We start from the raw sequence: 18,345 nt of genomic DNA on the forward strand, positions 1-18,345 counted from the left end.
CGGGGCGGCGTGCGAACTCGCGCCGCGCACAGCATGCTGTGCGCACCCGTGGCGCTCAAACAGCGCACGCCTTGCCTCCCCGAACCAGGCCCTGCACACGCGTGCCCGAATCGCCCGCCCCAGCTCAAGCGCCCACGACGCTCCATGCAGTTGGTATTGGAGTATTCGTTGCTCATGTAGCGGCAGCCCCTGTGGCTGCCATCGGCGCAATAACCTGCACCCCGGTCAGCAAAAATGGCAGCCACAAGGGCTGCCGCTACACGGGCGCTACAGGTCGGGCGTGTCCGTCATGGTACCTTTGGCACGCCGTTCGCGAAAAAACTGTCGCAGCAGATCGCCACACTCGTCGCCCAGCACGCCGCCGTAAACCTGCGTCTGATGATTAAGCTCAGGGTACTCGTGCACGCTCAGCACGCTGCCGCAGGCTCCTGTTTTCGGATCGTTCGCTCCATACACCACCCGAGCCAATCGGGCGTGCAGCATGGCGCCCATGCACATGGCACATGGCTCCAGGGTCACGAACAGGCTCATGCCGGGCAAGCGATAATTGCCCGCGGCCTGGGCCGCCGCCCTTAGCGCCACGATTTCGGCATGCGCCGTAGGATCGTGATCGCCAACGGTGCGGTTAAAGCCCACCCCTGCAATCCGCCCGTCGCCATCGAGCACCACAGCGCCCACCGGAACTTCGCCACCGGCATAGGCCAGCCGCGCCTGGTCGAGCGCCAGCCGCATGGCCGCTTGGTCATCCCCCATAAATGCGGGCCTTGAGGGAAATTCGGCCAGCCAGGCTTTCGACGGCCTCTTCAAGCCACTGATAGAGTTCGGCATCTTCGCCATAACGCGCCTGATTCAAATTCGACACGCGCCCTTCTTGAATAAAGCCCCAGGCGCGGCTGCGTTTCTCGCGGTGCTTGGGATCCCACACCCCGAAGGCGACACCGCCCGAACGGCGTATCAGCGAAAAACACGGTATGTCGGTATAACCGTCGCCCACAAAAATCATTTGGTCGAAAGGCACGCGCAGCTTGTCTTCGGCCACTTTTTTATTCACCTCGAAAGGCTTGTTGCGCGAAGCGGCCCCAACAATCCCCTTCTGGATATGGAACAGATAGCGCGTTTTATCGGTGAAACTCACCACACGCCGCGGAAATTGAATCCCGCCCTGCTCGTCATAGATGAACTCGGATGCCCATATATCGGTAAATTCACCCGCGATCGGGGTATGCCGAACCACATCGCCTATGCCGCTGGAGATCAGATAAAACTCAATCTGCACTTGCGGATGCTGCGCCTTTACCAACGCCCGCAAGCGGCCAAACAAGGACTCAACGCCGTCGTGCAGGGGCAGGCGGCCACCCCACTGCGCCAGGCGTTCTTGCGTAATCAGGCCATAGCCGCCCGATCGGGACAGCTCGATCATGCGGTACAGATACGCCGGCACCGGATCCCAATCGTGCTGGGACAATAAAGGGTCTACCTGATGCGACCAGAAATCGCCCACGTCAACCCCGATATCGGCCAGGAACCCCGAAGTGCTGTCGGGGGCAAGCGTATCGTCAAAGTCGAAAATCAGGGCGATTACATCAGACATGGCCAACCTTTTGAATCGCGGCCGGCAAGGCCGATTCGAGCATAAAGGGCCAGTGTAACGCGTGCAGCCATCAGGTCTTCCGAGCTTTGAGACGCCGCAGTACCGAGGGCAAAGCGTCTGGCAGATCTTCGGCTATCAGGCCCGGCCCGAATGCGCTGGCGGCCTCGCCGTGCAACCACGCCGCAGCCGCCGCGGCCAGGAACGCCTCCATGCCCTGAGCCATCAAGCCGACTATCAAACCGGAGAGGACGTCGCCGCTGCCTCCGGTGGCCAAATCGGCAGGCGCATTGGAATTGATAATGGCTCGGCCATCGGGCGCCGCTATAACCGTATCGGGCCCCTTGAGCAACACCACGGCGCCGCTCTCCCGAGCCGCGTAGCGCGTACGGGCGAGTTTATTTCCTTCGCAAGGGAAAAGCCGTTCAAATTCGCCTTCGTGCGGCGTCAGTACACAAGGCCCGGCGATGGCTGCAAACAGTCGATGCGAATCCCGGCCAAACGACGTTAAGGCATCGGCATCGAGCACCACGCCGCGCTGCGTGGCAAGGATCTCGAGTACATTTTGCCGCGTCTGGCCGCTGACGCCGGCGCCCGGGCCTATCAAAATGGCATTCTTGCGTGTGTCGGCAAGCATTTCCGCCAGGCTATCGGGGTCTTTCAACGACCGGACCATAACGCTGGTCAGTGCGGCCGCGTAAATTGCCCAGGCCGAATCGGGTGCGGCCAAGGTGACCAGGCCCGCGCCCACCCGAGCCGCTGCCATGGCCGACAAGCGACTCGCGCCTGTCATCTCGGCCCCGCCCACGACCACGGCATGTCCGCGTTGATATTTGTGGCTATCCATTTGCGGCCAAGGGTAATCTTCAAGCCATATTTCAGGCCCGTTTTCGTATGCGTGCGGCGCAATTTTTTGCAACACGGCCGCGGGGAGGCCGATATCGGCCACGACCAGTTCGCCGCACAATTGTTTTCCCGGCATCAACAAATGACCGGGCTTCTTGCGAAAGAAAGTCACCGTGACATTGGCCGGCGCCGCGACCCCGCGCACCCCACCGCTTTCGCCATCGAGGCCGCTGGGCACATCGACCGCACAGACCGGCAACCGGCGCCTGATCAGGGTTTCAATCACCGCGCGAGCCTGGCCCTCGACGGGCCGCGACAGGCCGGAGCCGAAAAGCGCATCGATGACCACGACCGCGCCATCGAGCAGCTCAAGCGACAACGGCTCGACCGCACCCGGCCACAGCGCAGCGCAATACGCCGCGTCGCCAGCCAGCCTTTCGCGTGCCCCCAGAAGGCCAAGCCTGACCGGCCAGCCCATCTGGGCAAGACGCCGGGCCGCAACAAAACCATCTCCGCCATTATTGCCCAGGCCGCACAACACCACGACCGGCTGCATCGGCCAGCGCGCGCTTACCGCCTCGGCTACCGCCTGACCCGCCGCCTCCATCAACGTGACACCGCTGATTCCAGACTTCAGGGCAGCCACATCGGCCGCCTTCATTTCCAACGGGGTAAGAAGCGCTCTGTCTATCGAATTCATAGCCATGCCCGTGCCGGCCTGGTGCCGCCGAGATAGATTCATTTCACTATAGTAAAGCACAAGCTCGGCTCTCGATAGTAGCCAAACAACCCGATAACCATTACTTTCTTCCCTTGTACTTTCTCATTAATAGCTTGAATAGATGATGATTATCATTTATTATTCTTGCCAATCCAGTACTCTCAGGAATCGGTCATGCCACGAGCATCGCGCGAACAGGCACACAAAAATCGCACCGCTATCGAAAACGCCTCGGCCCGCCTTTTCCGCGAGCAGGGCTTGAACGGCGTTAGTGTTGCTCAGTTGATGGCCGCTGCCGGATTGACGCACGGAGGCTTCTACGGCCACTTCTCCTCCAAGGACGAACTGGCGGCCGTGGCCTGCGCGGCGGCATTCGGGCAATCGGCCGAACGCTGGGCGGCTCAGGGCAATAAATATCCCGACGCGCATCAAACGCTCCAGGCCATTGTCAGTCACTACCTGCGCGATCCGCACCGGGACCAGATCGGCACGGGTTGCCCCGCCGTGGCGCTGGCGGGCGACGTCATCCGCGAAACACCCGACAAGCCGGTGCATCATGCCTACACGGCGGGAATCGAGCAGATGGCCTCTTCCCTGGCCACTTTGCTGGAAAAATGCGGCTCTCCGAAGCCGCGCAGAACAGCCCTGACAACGCTAGCCACCATGGTGGGCGCGCTAGTCTTGGCCCGAGCCACTCGGGAAGCCCCCATCTCCGAGGATATCCTGGCGGCCGCGCGCGACCTCCTGCTCGACCCAGGTGTACCCGACAATTAAGCAGAAACGCATCGCAGCCCGGGCCGAAGCCCACCACAACGCTCCTCCTAATATCGACAACCCCTCGGAACCGTCATGTTCGCTCAACCTTTGTCCAACTGGCTACGTCGACATGGCATCCATTTCGCCTGGGTCATTGCATTTATCTGCTTTCTTACCATGCTCACCTCGTCGGCCGCCCTGGGCTTGCCAGGCGTGTTATTGCAGCCGCTGGGCAAGGAATATGGCTGGGACACTGAACAAATTTCATCGGCCCTAGCACTGCGTTTTGCTCTCTACGGCCTGATGGGGCCGTTTGCCGCCATTCTGATGGACCGCTATGGCCTGCGCAAAGTCATATGTGCCGCCCTTGTACTGGTTACCGCGGGAATGGCGCTGGCTACCCGGATGACGGCCCTCTGGCAATTAGTGGTTTTATGGGGCGTCGTGCTGGGATTCGGCTCGGGCCTGACCGCACTGGTCCTGGGCGCCGTGGTGGCCAACCGGTGGTTCGAGGCGCGCCGGGGCCTGGTCATAGGAATGCTCACGGCCAGCACTGCTACCGGCCAATTGGTGTTTTTACCCGGGGCCGCCTGGCTCATCGAAAATTTCGGCTGGCGCGCCGCCATATTTCCGGTGTGCCTTTGCGCCCTGCTGGTCATCATCCTGGCTGTTTGCTTTATGCGCGATCACCCCGAAGACCTGGGCTTGACCGCCTATGGGGCCATTCCCAGTGCCGCTGCCGCCGCGCCTGGGTCAGGTATGCGTCCATCCACGATGACAGGCACAAGGCCTGTCGCTACAACACCTGCGCCCCGCACGCGTTTATCTATCGGCGATCCCTTCAGGATGTTGGGCCACGTGCGCGGCAACCAGACCTTCTGGATATTGTTTGCCACTTTCTTCATCTGCGGCTTGAGCACCAACGGGCTGATTCAGACGCACTTCGTGTCCCTGTGCGGCGACTTCGGCCTGTCGGCCGTGCCGGCCGCCTCGGTGCTGGCCATGATGGGCGCCTTCGACTTCTTTGGCACGATTCTGTCGGGCTGGCTTTCAGATCGCTATGACAACCGCAAATTGCTGTTCTGGTATTACAGTCTGCGCGGACTCTCGTTATTATGGCTGCCGCACTCCGAATTCACGTTCTACGGGCTGTCGATCTTCGCCATGTTCTACGGCCTGGACTGGGTGGCTACCGTGCCGCCAACCGTCAGACTGGCGGGCAATGCCTTTGGCAAGGAACGCGCCGGGATGGTGTTTGGCTGGATCTTCGCCGGGCATCAGTTAGGAGCAGCCACCGCCGCCTATGGGGCCGGCGCAGCCCGCACCCTGCTGCTGAGCTACACGCCCGCGCTCTATGTTGCGGGAGGTGCATGTCTGATCGCGGCGCTGATCGTGCTGGGAATACGCCGGGTACACTACTGAGCTTCACCGTTTATTGATGCCCACCATGACGCCCATTATTTCAATATCGGGACTTTCCAAAACCTATGCCTCGGGTTTCCAGGCCCTCAAGCACATCAATCTGGAAATCCAGCGAGGTGAAATTTTCGCCCTGCTCGGCCCCAACGGAGCCGGCAAGACCACCCTGATCAGTATCATTTGCGGCCTGGTCAACCCCACCGAAGGCACTGTGCTGGCCGACGGACATAACATTATTACGGACTATCGCGCCGCCCGATCGAAGATAGGCCTGGTGCCGCAGGAGCTTACCAATGACGCCTTCGAGACCGTCTGGAATACGGTCAGCTTCAGCCGCGGCCTGTTTGGCAAACGCGCCCATCCCGCTCATATAGAAAAGGTACTGAAGGACCTGTCTTTATGGAGCAAAAAGGACAACCGGCTCATGACTCTTTCAGGCGGCATGAAGCGCCGTGTCCTGATTGCCAAAGCGCTCTCGCACGAACCGCAGATTCTGTTTCTGGACGAACCTACCGCGGGCGTCGACGTGGAGCTCAGAAAGGAAATGTGGGCCATGGTGCGGTCGCTGCGCGCCACCGGCGTAACCGTCATCCTCACCACCCACTACATCGAGGAAGCCGAAGAAATGGCCGACCGGGTCGGCGTGATCAATAACGGCGAACTGATCCTGGTGGAAGAGAAAACCGAGCTCATGCGCAAGCTTGGTAAAAAGCAACTGATATTGCAACTGCAAAACGCGCTGCCCAACGTACCCGAAGCGCTGGCCGCTTACGCGTTAGAACTTTCCGCAGACGGCGATCAATTGACGTACACCTACGATACCCGACGTGAACACTCCAGCATCCCGGCCCTGCTGCGCGATCTGCACGACAACAGCATCGTCTTCAAGGATCTGCAAACGACACAGAGTTCGCTGGAAGACATCTTTGTCAAACTGTTGAAGGAGCAATCATGAACTGGCCTGCAATACGCGCCATCTATCTGTTCGAGATGGCCCGGACCGGACGCACCTTGATGCAAAGCATTATTGCGCCTGTTATTTCAACCTCTTTATACTTCGTGGTGTTCGGCTCGGCCATTGGCGGGCGCATCACCGAAATCGACGGAGTCAGCTACGGCGCCTTCATCGTACCCGGGCTGATCATGCTGTCGCTATTGACGCAAAGCGTCGCCAATGCGTCTTTCGGGATTTATTTCCCGAAATTCACCGGTACCATTTACGAGGTGATGTCCGCTCCTATTTCGTATTTCGAGATCACCTTCAGCTACGTAGGCGCGGCGGCCACTAAATCGATTATCCTGGGCCTCATCATCCTGGCGACGGCCGTGTTTTTCGTCCCCTTGCGCATTGACCATCCACTCTGGATGCTGCTTTTCCTGGTGCTGACAGCCTTCACCTTTAGCCTATTCGGCTTCATCATCGGCATATGGGCGGATAACTTTGAAAAGTTGCAACTTGTGCCGATGTTGATCATCACGCCTCTGGCCTTTCTGGGAGGCAGTTTTTACGCCGTCAAGATGCTGCCGCCCTTCTGGCAAACGGTTACGCTGCTCAATCCCGTGGTCTACCTGATCAGCGGCTTTCGCTGGAGCTTTTATGGCATCGCCGACGTAAGCGTGGCCGTCAGTTTGACCATGACCCTGGCGTTTTTGGGCCTGTGCCTGGTCATTGCCGCATGGATATTCAAAAGCGGCTACCGGTTGAAGGCGTAGGCGCTGTTTGCTTGGGAATCTGGCAGCCACAAGGGCTGCCACTACAAATACATACCCGCCGCTTGTAGCGGCACCCCTTGTGGGTGCCACCTCCAACGCCCCGACCCCAATCAATCCCGGAAATTATTGAACTGCAAAGGCAGTTCCACATCCGTCTTGCGCAATAGCGCCATGGCCGTTTGCAGATCGTCGCGCTTCTTGCCGCTGACGCGCAACTTGTCGCCATTGATTTGCGCCTCCACCTTAAGCTTGGCACCCTTCAAGGCCGCAACCAGCTTCTTTGAAACGGCCTGTTCTATGCCTTGCCGAATCGTAATTTTTTGCCGGGCGCCGCCCAGGTTTTCGAGCGGATCGGCCAAATCCATGCAGCGCACATCGATCCCACGCGCCGAAAGCCGGCCACGCAAAATATCCAGCATCTGATTTAACTGAAACACACTGGGCGCAGACTGGTTTACAACGAAACCTTCCAGTTCAAACTTGGCATTCGTTCCTTTGAAATCGAAGCGAGTGACCAGCTCACGATTGGCTTGGTCGACGGCATTGGTGAGTTCATGGGTGTCGACTTCAGAGACGACGTCGAAAGAGGGCATGACGTGGGTCCTATAATTTTGGCGGGTGATGCTTGCATCAATGACAGGCACGAGGCCTGTCGCTACATAATTCGCGCATACGTTTTTGTAGCGGTAGCCCTTGTGGCTGCCATTCTGAACAAGGACGAGTGTACCGTGATTTTTTACCTCGGCGCGCATGGACCCTTGATCCGCTTGCCACCAAATTTGATCCATCCCTCACCTTATGCTATAAATCAAATCATATGATGACTTAATGATTTGATTTATGCTTGAACAGGCGACCAAAACCAGTTTGACCGATAGCGCCGCCGATAAAATCCGGCAGGAAATCCTTGGAAAACGGTGGGCCATAGGCGAACGCATTCCCAACGAACCTACCCTGGCCGCGCTGCTGGGCGTCAGTCGCGGCACAGTACGCGAAGCCGTCAAGATGCTGGTTTCCCAGGATTTTCTGGAAACCCGCCAAGGCTCGGGCACCTATGTTCGCGCCAATTTCGATCCCTCGGGCAGTCTGCTGCGAATGCGACGTGCCAATTTACGCGATCAGGTCGAAACACGCTGCGCGCTGGAAGTCGAGGCCGCGCGCCTGGCCGCCATACGGCACACGCCGCAAGACATACAAACCCTGTTGAATCTGCTGGAATTGCGCGGCCATTCACACGACCCGCAATCCCGCCCAGGTTTTGTGGAACGCGATCTGGCATTTCACACCGAAATCGTCCACATCTCCCGCAATCGGGCGTTGGCCGAAACTTATTTGTTTTTCTCAACCTCCGTGCAGGAAATTATCAAAGCCACCATTAGCCGGGAATTGCCTGAACCCGATCTGGACGCTCACCGCGAAATCGTGCGAGCCATAGAAACCGGCGACCCCGAACGCGCCGCTGCGACGGTGCGCCAATTCATGGCACCCATTCTGTCCGAACTGAATCAGGCGCTGATTTCCTAAGCCCAAACGGGCTGCGACGCAGCGCCACCCTCGCCACCCTATCCATGAATCTGACTCAAGAAAATCCCGGAATCGCCGCCAACGACGGCCGGATCACCCCTCCTGCCCCGGGCTTGCGCCGGGCAGCCTTGCTTTTGCTGGGCCTAAGCGTGATGCTGATCGCATTCAATCTGCGCCCCATATTTTCCAGCCTGTCCGTTCTGCTGCCTGAAATTATCCGGCAAACAGGCCTGTCATCGGCCAGCGCCGGCTATCTGACCACGTTGCCTGTCCTCTGCCTGGGTCTGTTCGCGCCGCTCGCACCACGACTGGCCCAGCGGTACGGTGTCGAACGCACTTTACTTGGCGTCGTCATCATTCTTGGCCTGGGCACGGCATTGCGCGGATATGGCGGCATCGGCGCCTTGTTTGCCGGCTCCGCCTTGGCTGGCGCCGCCATCGCCGTGGGGAACGTACTCCTGCCCAGCCTGGTAAAACGGGACTTCGCCAACCACGCTGCCACGATGACCGGCCTCTACACCATGGCCCTGTGCGGAGGCGCCGCGGCCGCGGCCGCGTTCACCTTGCCTATTACACACGCACTTGGCAATTCCTGGGCCATCGGTCTTGGCGTCTGGGTCATACCGGTGGTGATCGTAGCTCTGGTCTGGGCCCCGCAATCGCTGCGGCAAAATTCACGCGCGCGTCACGCTACGTATACCGTAAGCGGTCTTTGGCGCGACCGGCTGGCCTGGCAAGTCACGTTTTTCATGGGCTTGCAATCCGCTCTGGCGTACTGCGTAATGGGCTGGCTCGCGCCCATTCTACGGGAACGGGGTTTGGACGGCGTAACTGCCGGGCTGGTTGTATCGGTGTCGATTATGGTGCAGGTTTTCACCAGCGTCCTGGTACCCCCGCTGGCGGTTCGCTGCAAAGACCAACGATTTTTCAACGCCGCGCTGGCAGCGATCGCCGGCGTGGCGCTACTGGGCTTGTTGTTTGCCCCTCTTTCTACCGTTTGGGTCTGGGGTATTTTGCAGGGTGTAGGGCAAGGCGGGCTATTTGCCATCGCCCTGACAGTCATCGTCTTGCGTTCGCCCGATTCGCACGTCGCCGCCCACCTCTCAAGCATGGCCCAATGCGTGGGCTACATCCTGGCGGCCACGGGCCCTCTGTTCGTCGGCCTTCTGCATAGCTGGACAGGAGGCTACAGCGCTACCGCATGGCTATTTATCGTACTCAGTGCAGGCGCCGCCATAAGCGGTTGGGGCGCCGGACGGACAACGTATGTCAAAGTCAAAAGCACGCCCAGGAAATCGCCCTGAATCCAATGGGCCGCACAAAGGCCCATCTGCAAGGCCCGTGCGTGCCGCGATTTCAACGTCGCCGCAGGCCTAATGGCCCTGCGTTGTCCGGTATGCACGCTGCCCTTCACGATCCAGGGCGGCAAACTCGTCATCTGATAGCTTGATATTTACCGCCGCCACGTTCTCCTCGAGATGCAAAACCTTCGACGTACCCGGAATCGGCAGCATGACAGGGCTGCGCTTAAGCACCCAGGCCAGCGCAATCTGACTGGGTGCGGCATGATGAGCCTTGGCCATCGTGTCGAGCAGCGCGCCGGGCTTGGCAAGATCTCCCGCGGCCAAGGGGTACCAGGGAATGAAACCAATATGGTGTTGCGCGCAGTAATCAAGCACCGCTTCACTGGTACGATCGACCAGGTTGTAGCGGTTCTGAACGGTTGCAACCTTGAAGTACGCGCCAGCCGCCTCAATGTCCTCGACTTGAACTTCGCTCAAGCCCGCGTGGCGGATCAGGCCTTCTTTCTGCATCTGGCCAATGCAATCAAATTGTTCGTCGCGCGGAACCTTCGAATCGATCCGGTGCAATTGCCAGAGGTCTATCCGCTCAAGCCCAAGCCGGCGCAGGCTCATCAGCACGCATTGGCGCAGGTATTCCGGGCGGCCCAGCGGCTCCCACACGTCCGGCCCGTGGCGCGTAAGGCCTCCCTTGGTGGCAACGCTGACTCCGCGGTAGGGATGCAAGGCCTCGTGAATCAAGTCTTCGCTGACATTGGGGCCATAACTATCGGCCGTATCGATAAAATTCACACCCAGTTCGGGCAAGCGTCTGAGCGTGCGAAGGGCTTCGGCCCGGTCGGCCGGCTCTCCCCAGATGCCTTTTCCGGTAACCCGCATGGCGCCAAAGCCCAATCGGTTAACCGTTAGATCGCCGCCTATCTGAAATTGCCCCGAGGCGGACGTTGAAGGATGAATAGCCATGAATCTTTCTCCTGGTTTTAGCAGATGCTTGACTGAGCAAGAGCAATGAAACCATTGTAGTGCCGCCGAATTACCTCCAGGCCGCCAGAAAGGCCAACAAGACCCTGGCCGAGTTATCCGCCGCAATACTCATGAAGGTATGCATTTCATTGGCGCCTTCGCCACCGCCTGCCAGATCGCTCAAAGAGCGGAAGGCGATAAAGGGCACGCCATTGCTATAAGCCACCATGGCGCAGGCCGCGCTTTCCATGTCGATCACATTGGCATGAAACGTTTTGAACACATATTCGCGAAAAGCGGCGTTATCGACGAACGCCGAGCCCGAGACCCCATTGCCGCCGACCACCAATTCAGGCGCGCGGCTCAGACATTTTTTACCGGTGTCGCAAGCGGCAAGCTTTACGTGCCGAATCTTTTGGGCAACAGCCAGCATTTTCGGGTCGACATCAAACCAGAATTTCTCGCTGATCTGCGGATGCCTGGCCGAACGCACCCGTACAGGACGCGGAAACATCATGCCGAAGTTGGACATCCCCGCCAGCAGCTTGCCCGGCGGAGGGGCAAATACACCGGAAGCGGTCTCGCGCGCCATTAATACCTCAAGATACTGGCCCCAGTGCGCCACCACCGTCACATCGCCAATATGCAAACCGGGATTCGCACCCCCGGCAATACCGCTAAAGACAATATGGCTGATTTTGAACCGATCCAGCGCCAGTTGTGTATTCATGGCCGCATTGGTCATGCTGATGCCGCTTAAAAACAGCACCACGGGTTTGCCCTGCAGCTTGCCCGTCGTGAACTCCACCCCATTGACGGAAAATTTCCTGGGTTGCTTAACCTTGCCCAACAGCAAAGCCAATTCAGGCTCAAACGCCGACATCACGGCAATACGCGGCGTCTGATCGAACCGCGGCGCGGCCTGAGCCCCGGGCAGCACACCAAAGATCAGAAACAGAGCGGCAAACAACGTCCTGAGCACAATCCGGCGTATTGGTTTCATAATGTAGGATCCGATAAGCTCTTGATAAAACAAGGGTCGGCGCAAACCGAATGAGCGCGCCACCTTCGCGAGGCATAACGCCGCGACGCTGCGACAATATAATACGAAATACCCGGTAGCGATCCTTATACAAGGAACACACTTGCTTAGCCCACGAAACATCCAGATCAGTTGCGCAGTGCGCCGCTACAGCGGCGAGCATGCAGCGCATGCCCACGGCCATGCGCAAATCCTGTATGCCTTGCAGGGGCGGATGGAACTGGAGATAGCCGGGCAATCCGCCTTTGCCGATACTTCGTGCGGGCTGATCATTCCCGCGGGTGTCACGCACGGATATATGGCGCCACAAGACACCCGCATGTTCGTCATCGATGCTCCGGCACAAAAAGGCGTCGATCGAATTAAACGCTTCGCGGTAACCCCGCAAATTGGCAGGCGCCTGGGTATCGAAGATGCCACAGCCGAGCTGGCGGCCATTTTGCAGGCGCCCCGGATTCTGGCGCGTCGGAGCATAGACCTGGCGCGTTTGAACGCCGCCGTCAGCCAGGCCTTGCATGAGGACTGGCCCACTTCGCGCATGGCCGCCTTGTTCTTTCTGAGCCCACAGCGTTTTCACGCAAGGCTGCTGGAGCTGACCGGCCACACACCCCAGTCCTATCTGCGCAGGCGTCGCCTGGAACGGGCCATGCGCCTTGTCTCGCAAGGTCAGTTGCTGGAGGCGGCGGCGCTTCAGGTGGGTTATTGCTCAGCCAGCGCCCTGGCTTTCGCCCTCAAGCGAGAACATCAAGTGGGCGCGAAGGGCCTGCGCCACCCCAGACCGAATTAAAGGTCAAGCGTTTCTCGACAATCAAGGGCAACATCCGGTCCTAATATAAAGGGATGAGAAACGCATCGATCAGCGGCATCGGCATGGTTCTGGCAGCCGCCATGCTTTGGGGCACCACCGGCACGGCGCAGAGCCTGGGGCCCGCCAACCTTTCGCCCTACTGGGTCGGCGCCTTGCGGGTACTGATTGCCAGCCTGTTCTTTGCCGCCGTCATTCTGTGCCGAGCCGACAGGCAATTGGTCAAGCAACTGCGGAACCTTCCGTGGCGCTGGGTATGGCTTGCCGGGGCTTGCATTGCGGCCTACAACCTCACGTTTTTTGCGGGCGTCAAGGCCAGCGGCGTCGCTGTTGGAACCGCCATCGCCATAGGCAGCGGCCCCATCTGGGCCGGCCTGTTGCAAACGCTGGTCTCGGGCAAAGCACCCCGATTCGCGTGGTGGGCCGGGACATCGTTCGCCGTCACCGGAGGCAGCCTGATGGTATTGAGCGCGAATGGCCGTCTACATACGACGCCCGCCGGCGTCGGACTGTGCCTGACGGCCGGCCTGGTCTACGCGGTGTATATATTGATCAGCAAGCGTCTGGTCAGCCAAACGTCGCCCGCCATCATTACTTTGTGCACATTTTCATCTGCAGCGGTGATAGCCATTCCTGCCGCCCTGGCATTATCGGGGCTCTTTGCCACGACGGCCGCAGGCTGGGCAACAGTGGGCTATCTGGGCGTTGTGGCAACGGGCGTTTCATACTTGCTGTTCACCTACGGCTTGCGGCATGTTTCCGGCCCCAGCGGCGTGACGCTGGCATTGGCCGAACCGGCTACCGCCTTCACCCTGGCCATTGTTGTCGTTCACGAACATCCAGGCGCTGCGGCCTTTGCGGGTCTGGGGCTGCTGCTGTCCGGCCTGCTTCTAGTTATCCTGGCGGAAATGAAAACAGAAAATAAATCGGCTGGCAGGGTAAACTCCTGACCCAAAGCAGCCTATTGCCGCCCAGGTTTCATATTTCAGTCATAGGCCGCGTTTACTATAGCCTGCGCTCATTTGACAACGACGCACTGCACTTAAAACGAATGCTTACCCGATAAACAATAATGGCCTTGCGCGACGCAGCGACGATGGAATCCAGCCCGGACCCGGCGTCGGGACCGGCCAACGACGACCCATTAATCTTGTCGCGTCTGCATGACATCGTCGAACGGCGCCTGCTGCATGCCGTATTCCAGCCCATCGTCAATATTCAAACCGGCGAGATTTTCGCTTATGAAGGCTTGATTCGAGGTCCGTCGGACAGCCCGCTGCATTTGCCGTCGAGCCTGTTCAAACACGCGCGCGCCAACAACCTGACCGTCGAGGTCGAGCATCTGTGCCGCGGCATCGTGCTAAAACAATTTGCCCACCTGAAGCTTCCCGGCAAGCTCTGCCTGAATGTCAGCCCGGAATGCCTGCTGCAATCACAGACCAGACACGACGATACCCTTGGCCAAATGCGTGAAATCGGCACCGATCCACAGCGCGTGATCATCGAATTGACCGAGCAAAAATCCGGCCACGACTATGAGTTGCTGCGCCAGGCAATAATGCATTATCAGGAAATCGGCTTCGAAATTGCCATCGATGATCTTGGGGAGGGCTTTTCCAGCCTGCGGTTATGGTCCGAGCTAAGACCAGAGTACGTCAAGATAGACAAGTACTTCGCCGAGGGCATTCATCTCGATCCGGTCAAACGCCAATTTGCCCGCTCGATCCAGGAGATCGCGGAAAAATCCGGCACGATCGTGATCGCCGAAGGCATTGAAACCCGGGCCGACCTCTTGCTGATCCGCGAGCTCGGAATTACCCACGGCCAGGGCTACCACATCGCGCGCCCTAACGATAACCCGGCCGTCACACTATCGGCCGATATCGCCACAGCGCTTTGCGGTGCCGGCCTTTCGCACGTCCCGGGCAAAAACCAGGCTGATCAACAGGCTCCTACCGCGCTAAAACTACTGCGTGCCGTTCCAGCCATATCGCCCAGCGTACAAAACGACTATGTGTACGAACTGTTCGTCAACAACCCCGAGCTGCATGTGATTCCGGTGGTGGAAAACGATGCGCCGATCGGCCTGATCAACCGTTTCAACATGATCGATCGCCTGGCGCGCCCCTATCAACGCGAGCTGTACGGTAGAAAATCCTGTATGGAGTTCATCGAACTCAACCCATTGGTAACGGACAAAGACACCAGCTTGCAGGACCTTAGCCATCTTATCGTCGAATCCGATCCACACCATCTCTATAACGGATTTGTCATCACCGATCAGGGGCGATACCTGGGCATGGGCACCGGACATGATTTGATACGGGAAATCACGCAGATGCAGATCCATGCCGCGCGCCATGCCAATCCGCTAACCTTGCTGCCTGGCAACGCACCGATCAACGAACGCATCACGGGCCTGCTGCACAACAGCGAACAGTTCTTCGTCTGTTATGGCGATCTCGATCATTTCAAACCCTATAACGATGCGTACGGCTATCTGCGTGGCGATGACGTCATTCAATTAACCGGCAAAATCCTGGCCAGACACTGCAACCAGAATCGGGACTTCATCGGCCACATCGGCGGCGACGACTTCATCGTATTGTTTCAAAGTGAAGACTGGGAACCGCGCTGCCGTGCCATTCTGGACGCCTTTGACGAGGCCAGCCGAGGTTTCTACAACCCGGATGATTTCGAACGCAGAGGGTATTGGGCCGAGAACCGTCAAGGAGAAAAAGAGCTTCATCCGCTGATCAGCCTGTCGCTGGGAGTCGTCAAGATTGAGTCGGCGCAGTGCCAGTCGCACCATCAAATAGCCGGCGCCGCGGCGGAAGCAAAAAAACAGGCTAAAAAAATACACGGCAACAGCCTGTTCATTGAACGCCGCAGCGCAGCGCAATCCTGACCTTCAGCCCGCACGCACCATCCCGCCGTACTGTCCTGCAAAAATTTCAATTCGAAAGCAAAAACCGGAGTATCCGCAACACTCAAGCACGATATATTGATGGTACGTATTAGGGTTACGGAAAAGGAACGATCATGCGTGCACATACTGCAAAAAAATCGGAAGACGAAGCCACGGCTACCGAACTGGACCCACGCTGGCCTCGCGTTTTAGCCAGGGACCGGACTGCGGACGGCCAGTTTTACTATTCCGTGGCCACCACCGGCGTCTACTGCCGCCCCTCCTGCCCATCGCGCAGGGCCAATCCAAAGAATGTGCGTTTCCACAACAGCGCCGCAGACGCCCAGGCCGCCGGTTTTCGCCCCTGCCAGCGATGCAAGCCCGATCAGCCCTCGGCCGATGCACAAAATGCCGACAAGATAGCCCACGCCTGCCGGCTCATCGAGCAGGCGGAAGAAAGCCCGCCGCTGGCCGAATTGGCCCAGGCGGCAGGCCTGAGCATCCACTATTTCCATCGTATTTTCAAGGCTCACACCGGCGTAACGCCCAAAGAATATGCCGCGGCTCATCACGCCGACAGAATGCGCGACCAGCTCCGCCGCAGCGGTACCGTAACCGAAGCCATTTACGATGCCGGGTTCAATTCGAGCAGCCGGTTCTACGAAACCTCGGACAAGATGCTGGGGATGACCCCCACCACCTATCGCCGCGGCGGCGCCAATACGGCCATCCGCTTTGCTATCGGCCAATGTTCGCTGGGCGCAATCCTTGTCGCGGCAAGCGCCAAGGGAATTTGCGCAATATCCATGGACGACAATCCGCAGACGCTGATTCGCGATCTGCAGGATCGCTTTCCTCACGCCGAACTGATTGGAGGCGATGCGGATTTCGAGGGACTGGTTGCACGCGTGGTGGGTTTTATCGAAGCCCCGGGAATCGGCCTGGACCTGCCTCTCGATATCCGCGGCACCGCCTTTCAGCAACGAGTCTGGCGCGCGCTGCAGGAGATCCCGGCAGGCGCTACGGCTACCTACACCGATATTGCCCAAAGAATCGGCGCACCCAAAGCTGTACGGGCCGTGGCCGGCGCTTGTGCCGCCAACGCTCTGGCTGTGGCCATCCCCTGCCACCGCGTCATCAGAAGCGATGGCGCGCTTTCGGGCTACCGCTGGGGGATCGAACGCAAACGTGCTTTGATCGACCGCGAGCATGCGGCATGAGCATCGCCAGGAAAGCCTCTGCGGTCGCCTGCCATGTGGCACCGGGCATAGAGGCAATCGACTGGCCGGCGGCTTGGGGCGACCTCGACACCCAAGGTTGGACGATTTTTCCCAAACTGCTGTCAGCGAACGAGTGCGATGCGATCGCAGGTCTTTATGACCAGCCAGACCTCTTCCGCAGCCGGGTCGTCATGGCCCAGCATGGCTTCGGACGCGGCGAATATCAATATTTCGACTATCCCCTACCCCAATGCGTCGAAAGCCTGCGAACGCAGCTTTACCCACACCTTGCGCCCATCGCAAACCGTTGGCACGAAGCGATGAAAAGCACTATTCATTTTCCTGCCGAACACGCGGCGTTCATCGAGCGCTGCCATGCCGGCGGACAGACACGCCCGACACCACTGCTGCTTCAATACGGCGAAGGCGATTACAACTGCCTGCATCAGGATCTTTATGGCGAACATGTTTTTCCCCTACAGGTGGCGATTCTTCTTAGCGAACCGGGTGAGGACTTCGAAGGCGGCGAATTCGTACTGACCGAGCAGCGCCCGCGCATGCAGTCACGAGCGATGGTGGCGCCGCTGCAAAAGGGCGATGCCATTGTGTTTGCGGTCAACGATCGGCCGATGACGGGATCGCGCGGCGCCTACCGCGTCAAACTGCGGCATGGCGTCAGCAAGGTGCGTTCGGGCCATCGACATACACTGGGGATCATTTTTCACGATGCGGCGTAAGCCTGCAACGTCCGCCCCACCCTCCACGGCTTGGTCAGCCATCCAGAATTAGCAGTACTGGGCATTTTCGATGGGAGTGTTTATGGAATTGAACGTGTTTTGTGCCGCGTTTTTTTGAGCTGTTTTGGGTGAGGGGTCATTCTGTTAAGACGCCGCAGGGCGAGGATTGGGCCGAGTGAAGTCTACGAGTAACGTGACAGAGGCAGGCTGCGGACAACCTGATCAGGCATACTGCCGGCCCCGTCCCGGCCCCCATAGACGGCGTCTTCAGATACCCAACCGACAAATGCCCAAACACCCCGCGCCGTATACCGTTTGACCAAAAATGCTGTACACCGCGTTACCCGGCGGCGTTATGCGGCCAATTGCGCAAGCGCAGCGGCGCGATCGTCGACAACGGTAAGAATGGTCAGGAATCCGCTGATATCGAATACGTCCTTGACCTGAGGTTGCAGGCAGCACAGGATCAGGCGACCCGAATTTTGCTTCAGGCGTTTGGCCAGCATGAGCACGACGCGCAAACCGGCGCTGGAAATGTAGTCGAGAGAGGTCAGGTCCAGAACGCAAATATGTTCGCCCTGCTCGACCCATACCATAAGACCTGCTTCGACCTCGGACGCATTGGCGCTATTGATCTGGCCACTTGCGGAAATCACCAAAACTTCGCCGATTTTTTCGCTTGAAAGACTCATAGGTAAACCGTTATATTAAAAAAAGTAATTTTATTCATTGAATTGTAATGGCGTGCAACAAGTTCTGGCTAGTATGATACGCGACAATTCCCGCGTTCGGCGTAATTTTC

Annotated in this window: 18 protein-coding genes; 11 read left to right on the forward strand and 7 right to left on the reverse strand. The window is 58.6% G+C overall.

The window, feature by feature from the left end:
- Positions 1-267 precede the first annotated feature (267 nt).
- The 3 genes from tadA to EDC26_RS17225 form a co-directional block, all read right to left on the reverse strand.
- Positions 268-753 (reverse strand): tRNA adenosine(34) deaminase TadA, encoded by a 486-nt coding sequence (tadA, locus tag EDC26_RS17215; protein ID WP_243700968.1) that lies wholly within the window; start codon positions 751-753, stop codon positions 268-270.
- Positions 743-1,591, reverse strand: a complete 849-nt coding sequence (locus EDC26_RS17220) for an HAD family hydrolase (protein ID WP_132584938.1) — start codon at positions 1,589-1,591, stop codon at positions 743-745. The genes tadA and EDC26_RS17220 overlap by 11 nt, the downstream gene beginning before the upstream one ends.
- Before the next feature lie 70 nt (positions 1,592-1,661).
- Complete coding sequence (locus EDC26_RS17225; RefSeq protein ID WP_132584940.1) at positions 1,662-3,134, reverse strand: NAD(P)H-hydrate dehydratase; 1,473 nt, start codon at positions 3,132-3,134, stop codon at positions 1,662-1,664.
- A gap of 195 nt (positions 3,135-3,329) precedes the next feature.
- Between EDC26_RS17225 and EDC26_RS17230 the strand changes: the two genes are divergently transcribed.
- The 4 genes from EDC26_RS17230 to EDC26_RS17245 all read left to right on the forward strand — a co-directional run bounded on the left by EDC26_RS17230 (position 3,330) and on the right by EDC26_RS17245 (position 7,043).
- Positions 3,330-3,929, forward strand: coding sequence for a TetR/AcrR family transcriptional regulator (locus EDC26_RS17230; protein WP_132584942.1), 600 nt, complete (start codon positions 3,330-3,332; stop codon positions 3,927-3,929).
- Between the two features lie 75 nt (positions 3,930-4,004).
- Positions 4,005-5,333 carry an MFS transporter gene (locus tag EDC26_RS17235; RefSeq protein ID WP_132584944.1) on the forward strand — a complete coding sequence of 443 codons (1,329 nt, stop codon included), beginning with the start codon at positions 4,005-4,007 and terminating at the stop codon, positions 5,331-5,333.
- A gap of 25 nt (positions 5,334-5,358) precedes the next feature.
- Positions 5,359-6,285, forward strand: a complete 927-nt coding sequence (locus EDC26_RS17240; protein ID WP_132584946.1) for an ABC transporter ATP-binding protein — start codon at positions 5,359-5,361, stop codon at positions 6,283-6,285.
- The gene (locus EDC26_RS17245; protein ID WP_132584948.1) at positions 6,282-7,043 is read left to right on the forward strand and encodes an ABC transporter permease; all 762 of its coding nucleotides are present in this window, start codon (positions 6,282-6,284) and stop codon (positions 7,041-7,043) included. The genes EDC26_RS17240 and EDC26_RS17245 overlap by 4 nt, the downstream gene beginning before the upstream one ends.
- A 110-nt stretch (positions 7,044-7,153) precedes the next feature.
- Here the strand turns inward: EDC26_RS17245 and EDC26_RS17250 are convergent, their stop codons facing one another.
- On the reverse strand, positions 7,154-7,636 hold the full coding sequence (locus EDC26_RS17250) for a YajQ family cyclic di-GMP-binding protein (protein WP_132584950.1): 483 nt from the start codon (positions 7,634-7,636) through the stop codon (positions 7,154-7,156).
- 247 nt (positions 7,637-7,883) lie between these two features.
- Here EDC26_RS17250 and EDC26_RS17255 point away from each other — a divergent pair, with 247 nt between their 5' ends.
- Positions 7,884-8,567 (forward strand): FadR/GntR family transcriptional regulator, encoded by a 684-nt coding sequence (locus tag EDC26_RS17255; RefSeq protein WP_132584952.1) that lies wholly within the window; start codon positions 7,884-7,886, stop codon positions 8,565-8,567.
- A gap of 44 nt (positions 8,568-8,611) precedes the next feature.
- Positions 8,612-9,871 carry a CynX/NimT family MFS transporter gene (locus EDC26_RS17260; RefSeq protein WP_132584954.1) on the forward strand — a complete coding sequence of 420 codons (1,260 nt, stop codon included), beginning with the start codon at positions 8,612-8,614 and terminating at the stop codon, positions 9,869-9,871.
- Positions 9,872-9,940: 69 nt separating this feature from the next.
- On the opposite strand, the gene EDC26_RS17265 is transcribed toward EDC26_RS17260, so the two are convergent.
- Both EDC26_RS17265 and EDC26_RS17270 read right to left on the reverse strand, forming a co-directional pair.
- Positions 9,941-10,831, reverse strand: a complete 891-nt coding sequence (locus EDC26_RS17265; RefSeq protein ID WP_132584956.1) for an aldo/keto reductase — start codon at positions 10,829-10,831, stop codon at positions 9,941-9,943.
- Between the two features lie 70 nt (positions 10,832-10,901).
- Positions 10,902-11,834, reverse strand: coding sequence for a 5'-methylthioadenosine/S-adenosylhomocysteine nucleosidase (locus EDC26_RS17270; protein WP_132584958.1), 933 nt, complete (start codon positions 11,832-11,834; stop codon positions 10,902-10,904).
- Positions 11,835-11,976: 142 nt separating this feature from the next.
- Between EDC26_RS17270 and EDC26_RS17275 the strand changes: the two genes are divergently transcribed.
- From EDC26_RS17275 to EDC26_RS17295, 5 genes are all read left to right on the forward strand, one after another.
- Positions 11,977-12,660 carry a helix-turn-helix domain-containing protein gene (locus EDC26_RS17275; RefSeq protein ID WP_243700969.1) on the forward strand — a complete coding sequence of 228 codons (684 nt, stop codon included), beginning with the start codon at positions 11,977-11,979 and terminating at the stop codon, positions 12,658-12,660.
- Between the two features lie 53 nt (positions 12,661-12,713).
- Positions 12,714-13,628, forward strand: a complete 915-nt coding sequence (locus tag EDC26_RS17280; protein ID WP_132584960.1) for a DMT family transporter — start codon at positions 12,714-12,716, stop codon at positions 13,626-13,628.
- Between the two features lie 146 nt (positions 13,629-13,774).
- Positions 13,775-15,586, forward strand: coding sequence for a GGDEF domain-containing protein (locus EDC26_RS17285; RefSeq protein WP_207915193.1), 1,812 nt, complete (start codon positions 13,775-13,777; stop codon positions 15,584-15,586).
- A 134-nt stretch (positions 15,587-15,720) separates the two neighbouring features.
- Complete coding sequence (gene ada, locus EDC26_RS17290; protein WP_132584964.1) at positions 15,721-16,806, forward strand: bifunctional DNA-binding transcriptional regulator/O6-methylguanine-DNA methyltransferase Ada; 1,086 nt, start codon at positions 15,721-15,723, stop codon at positions 16,804-16,806.
- On the forward strand, positions 16,803-17,543 hold the full coding sequence (locus tag EDC26_RS17295) for a 2OG-Fe(II) oxygenase (protein ID WP_132584966.1): 741 nt from the start codon (positions 16,803-16,805) through the stop codon (positions 17,541-17,543). Before ada ends, EDC26_RS17295 begins: the two co-directional genes overlap by 4 nt.
- Positions 17,544-17,896: 353 nt before the next feature.
- On the opposite strand, the gene EDC26_RS17300 is transcribed toward EDC26_RS17295, so the two are convergent.
- Entirely contained in the window at positions 17,897-18,235 is a 339-nt protein-coding gene (locus EDC26_RS17300) for an STAS domain-containing protein (protein ID WP_132584968.1), read from the reverse strand.
- Positions 18,236-18,345 lie beyond the last annotated feature (110 nt).

It is taken from the genome of Paralcaligenes ureilyticus, from assembly GCF_004346225.1.
Taxonomy (GTDB): domain Bacteria; phylum Pseudomonadota; class Gammaproteobacteria; order Burkholderiales; family Burkholderiaceae_B; genus Paralcaligenes; species Paralcaligenes ureilyticus.

Coding starts and splice junctions, on each gene's coding strand:
- EDC26_RS17230 (WP_132584942.1), top strand. CDS start 3,330: ATGCCACGAGCATCGCGCGAACAGGCACACAAAAATCGCACCGCTATC.
- EDC26_RS17260 (WP_132584954.1), top strand. CDS start 8,612: ATGAATCTGACTCAAGAAAATCCCGGAATCGCCGCCAACGACGGCCGG.
- EDC26_RS17270 (WP_132584958.1), bottom strand. CDS start 11,834: ATGAAACCAATACGCCGGATTGTGCTCAGGACGTTGTTTGCCGCTCTG.
- EDC26_RS17265 (WP_132584956.1), bottom strand. CDS start 10,831: ATGGCTATTCATCCTTCAACGTCCGCCTCGGGGCAATTTCAGATAGGC.
- EDC26_RS17285 (WP_207915193.1), top strand. CDS start 13,775: ATGGAATCCAGCCCGGACCCGGCGTCGGGACCGGCCAACGACGACCCA.
- EDC26_RS17295 (WP_132584966.1), top strand. CDS start 16,803: ATGAGCATCGCCAGGAAAGCCTCTGCGGTCGCCTGCCATGTGGCACCG.
- EDC26_RS17225 (WP_132584940.1), bottom strand. CDS start 3,134: ATGAATTCGATAGACAGAGCGCTTCTTACCCCGTTGGAAATGAAGGCG.
- EDC26_RS17245 (WP_132584948.1), top strand. CDS start 6,282: ATGAACTGGCCTGCAATACGCGCCATCTATCTGTTCGAGATGGCCCGG.
- EDC26_RS17250 (WP_132584950.1), bottom strand. CDS start 7,636: ATGCCCTCTTTCGACGTCGTCTCTGAAGTCGACACCCATGAACTCACC.
- tadA (WP_243700968.1), bottom strand. CDS start 753: ATGGGGGATGACCAAGCGGCCATGCGGCTGGCGCTCGACCAGGCGCGG.
- EDC26_RS17300 (WP_132584968.1), bottom strand. CDS start 18,235: ATGAGTCTTTCAAGCGAAAAAATCGGCGAAGTTTTGGTGATTTCCGCA.
- EDC26_RS17235 (WP_132584944.1), top strand. CDS start 4,005: ATGTTCGCTCAACCTTTGTCCAACTGGCTACGTCGACATGGCATCCAT.
- EDC26_RS17255 (WP_132584952.1), top strand. CDS start 7,884: ATGCTTGAACAGGCGACCAAAACCAGTTTGACCGATAGCGCCGCCGAT.
- EDC26_RS17220 (WP_132584938.1), bottom strand. CDS start 1,591: ATGTCTGATGTAATCGCCCTGATTTTCGACTTTGACGATACGCTTGCC.
- ada (WP_132584964.1), top strand. CDS start 15,721: ATGCGTGCACATACTGCAAAAAAATCGGAAGACGAAGCCACGGCTACC.
- EDC26_RS17280 (WP_132584960.1), top strand. CDS start 12,714: ATGAGAAACGCATCGATCAGCGGCATCGGCATGGTTCTGGCAGCCGCC.
- EDC26_RS17240 (WP_132584946.1), top strand. CDS start 5,359: ATGACGCCCATTATTTCAATATCGGGACTTTCCAAAACCTATGCCTCG.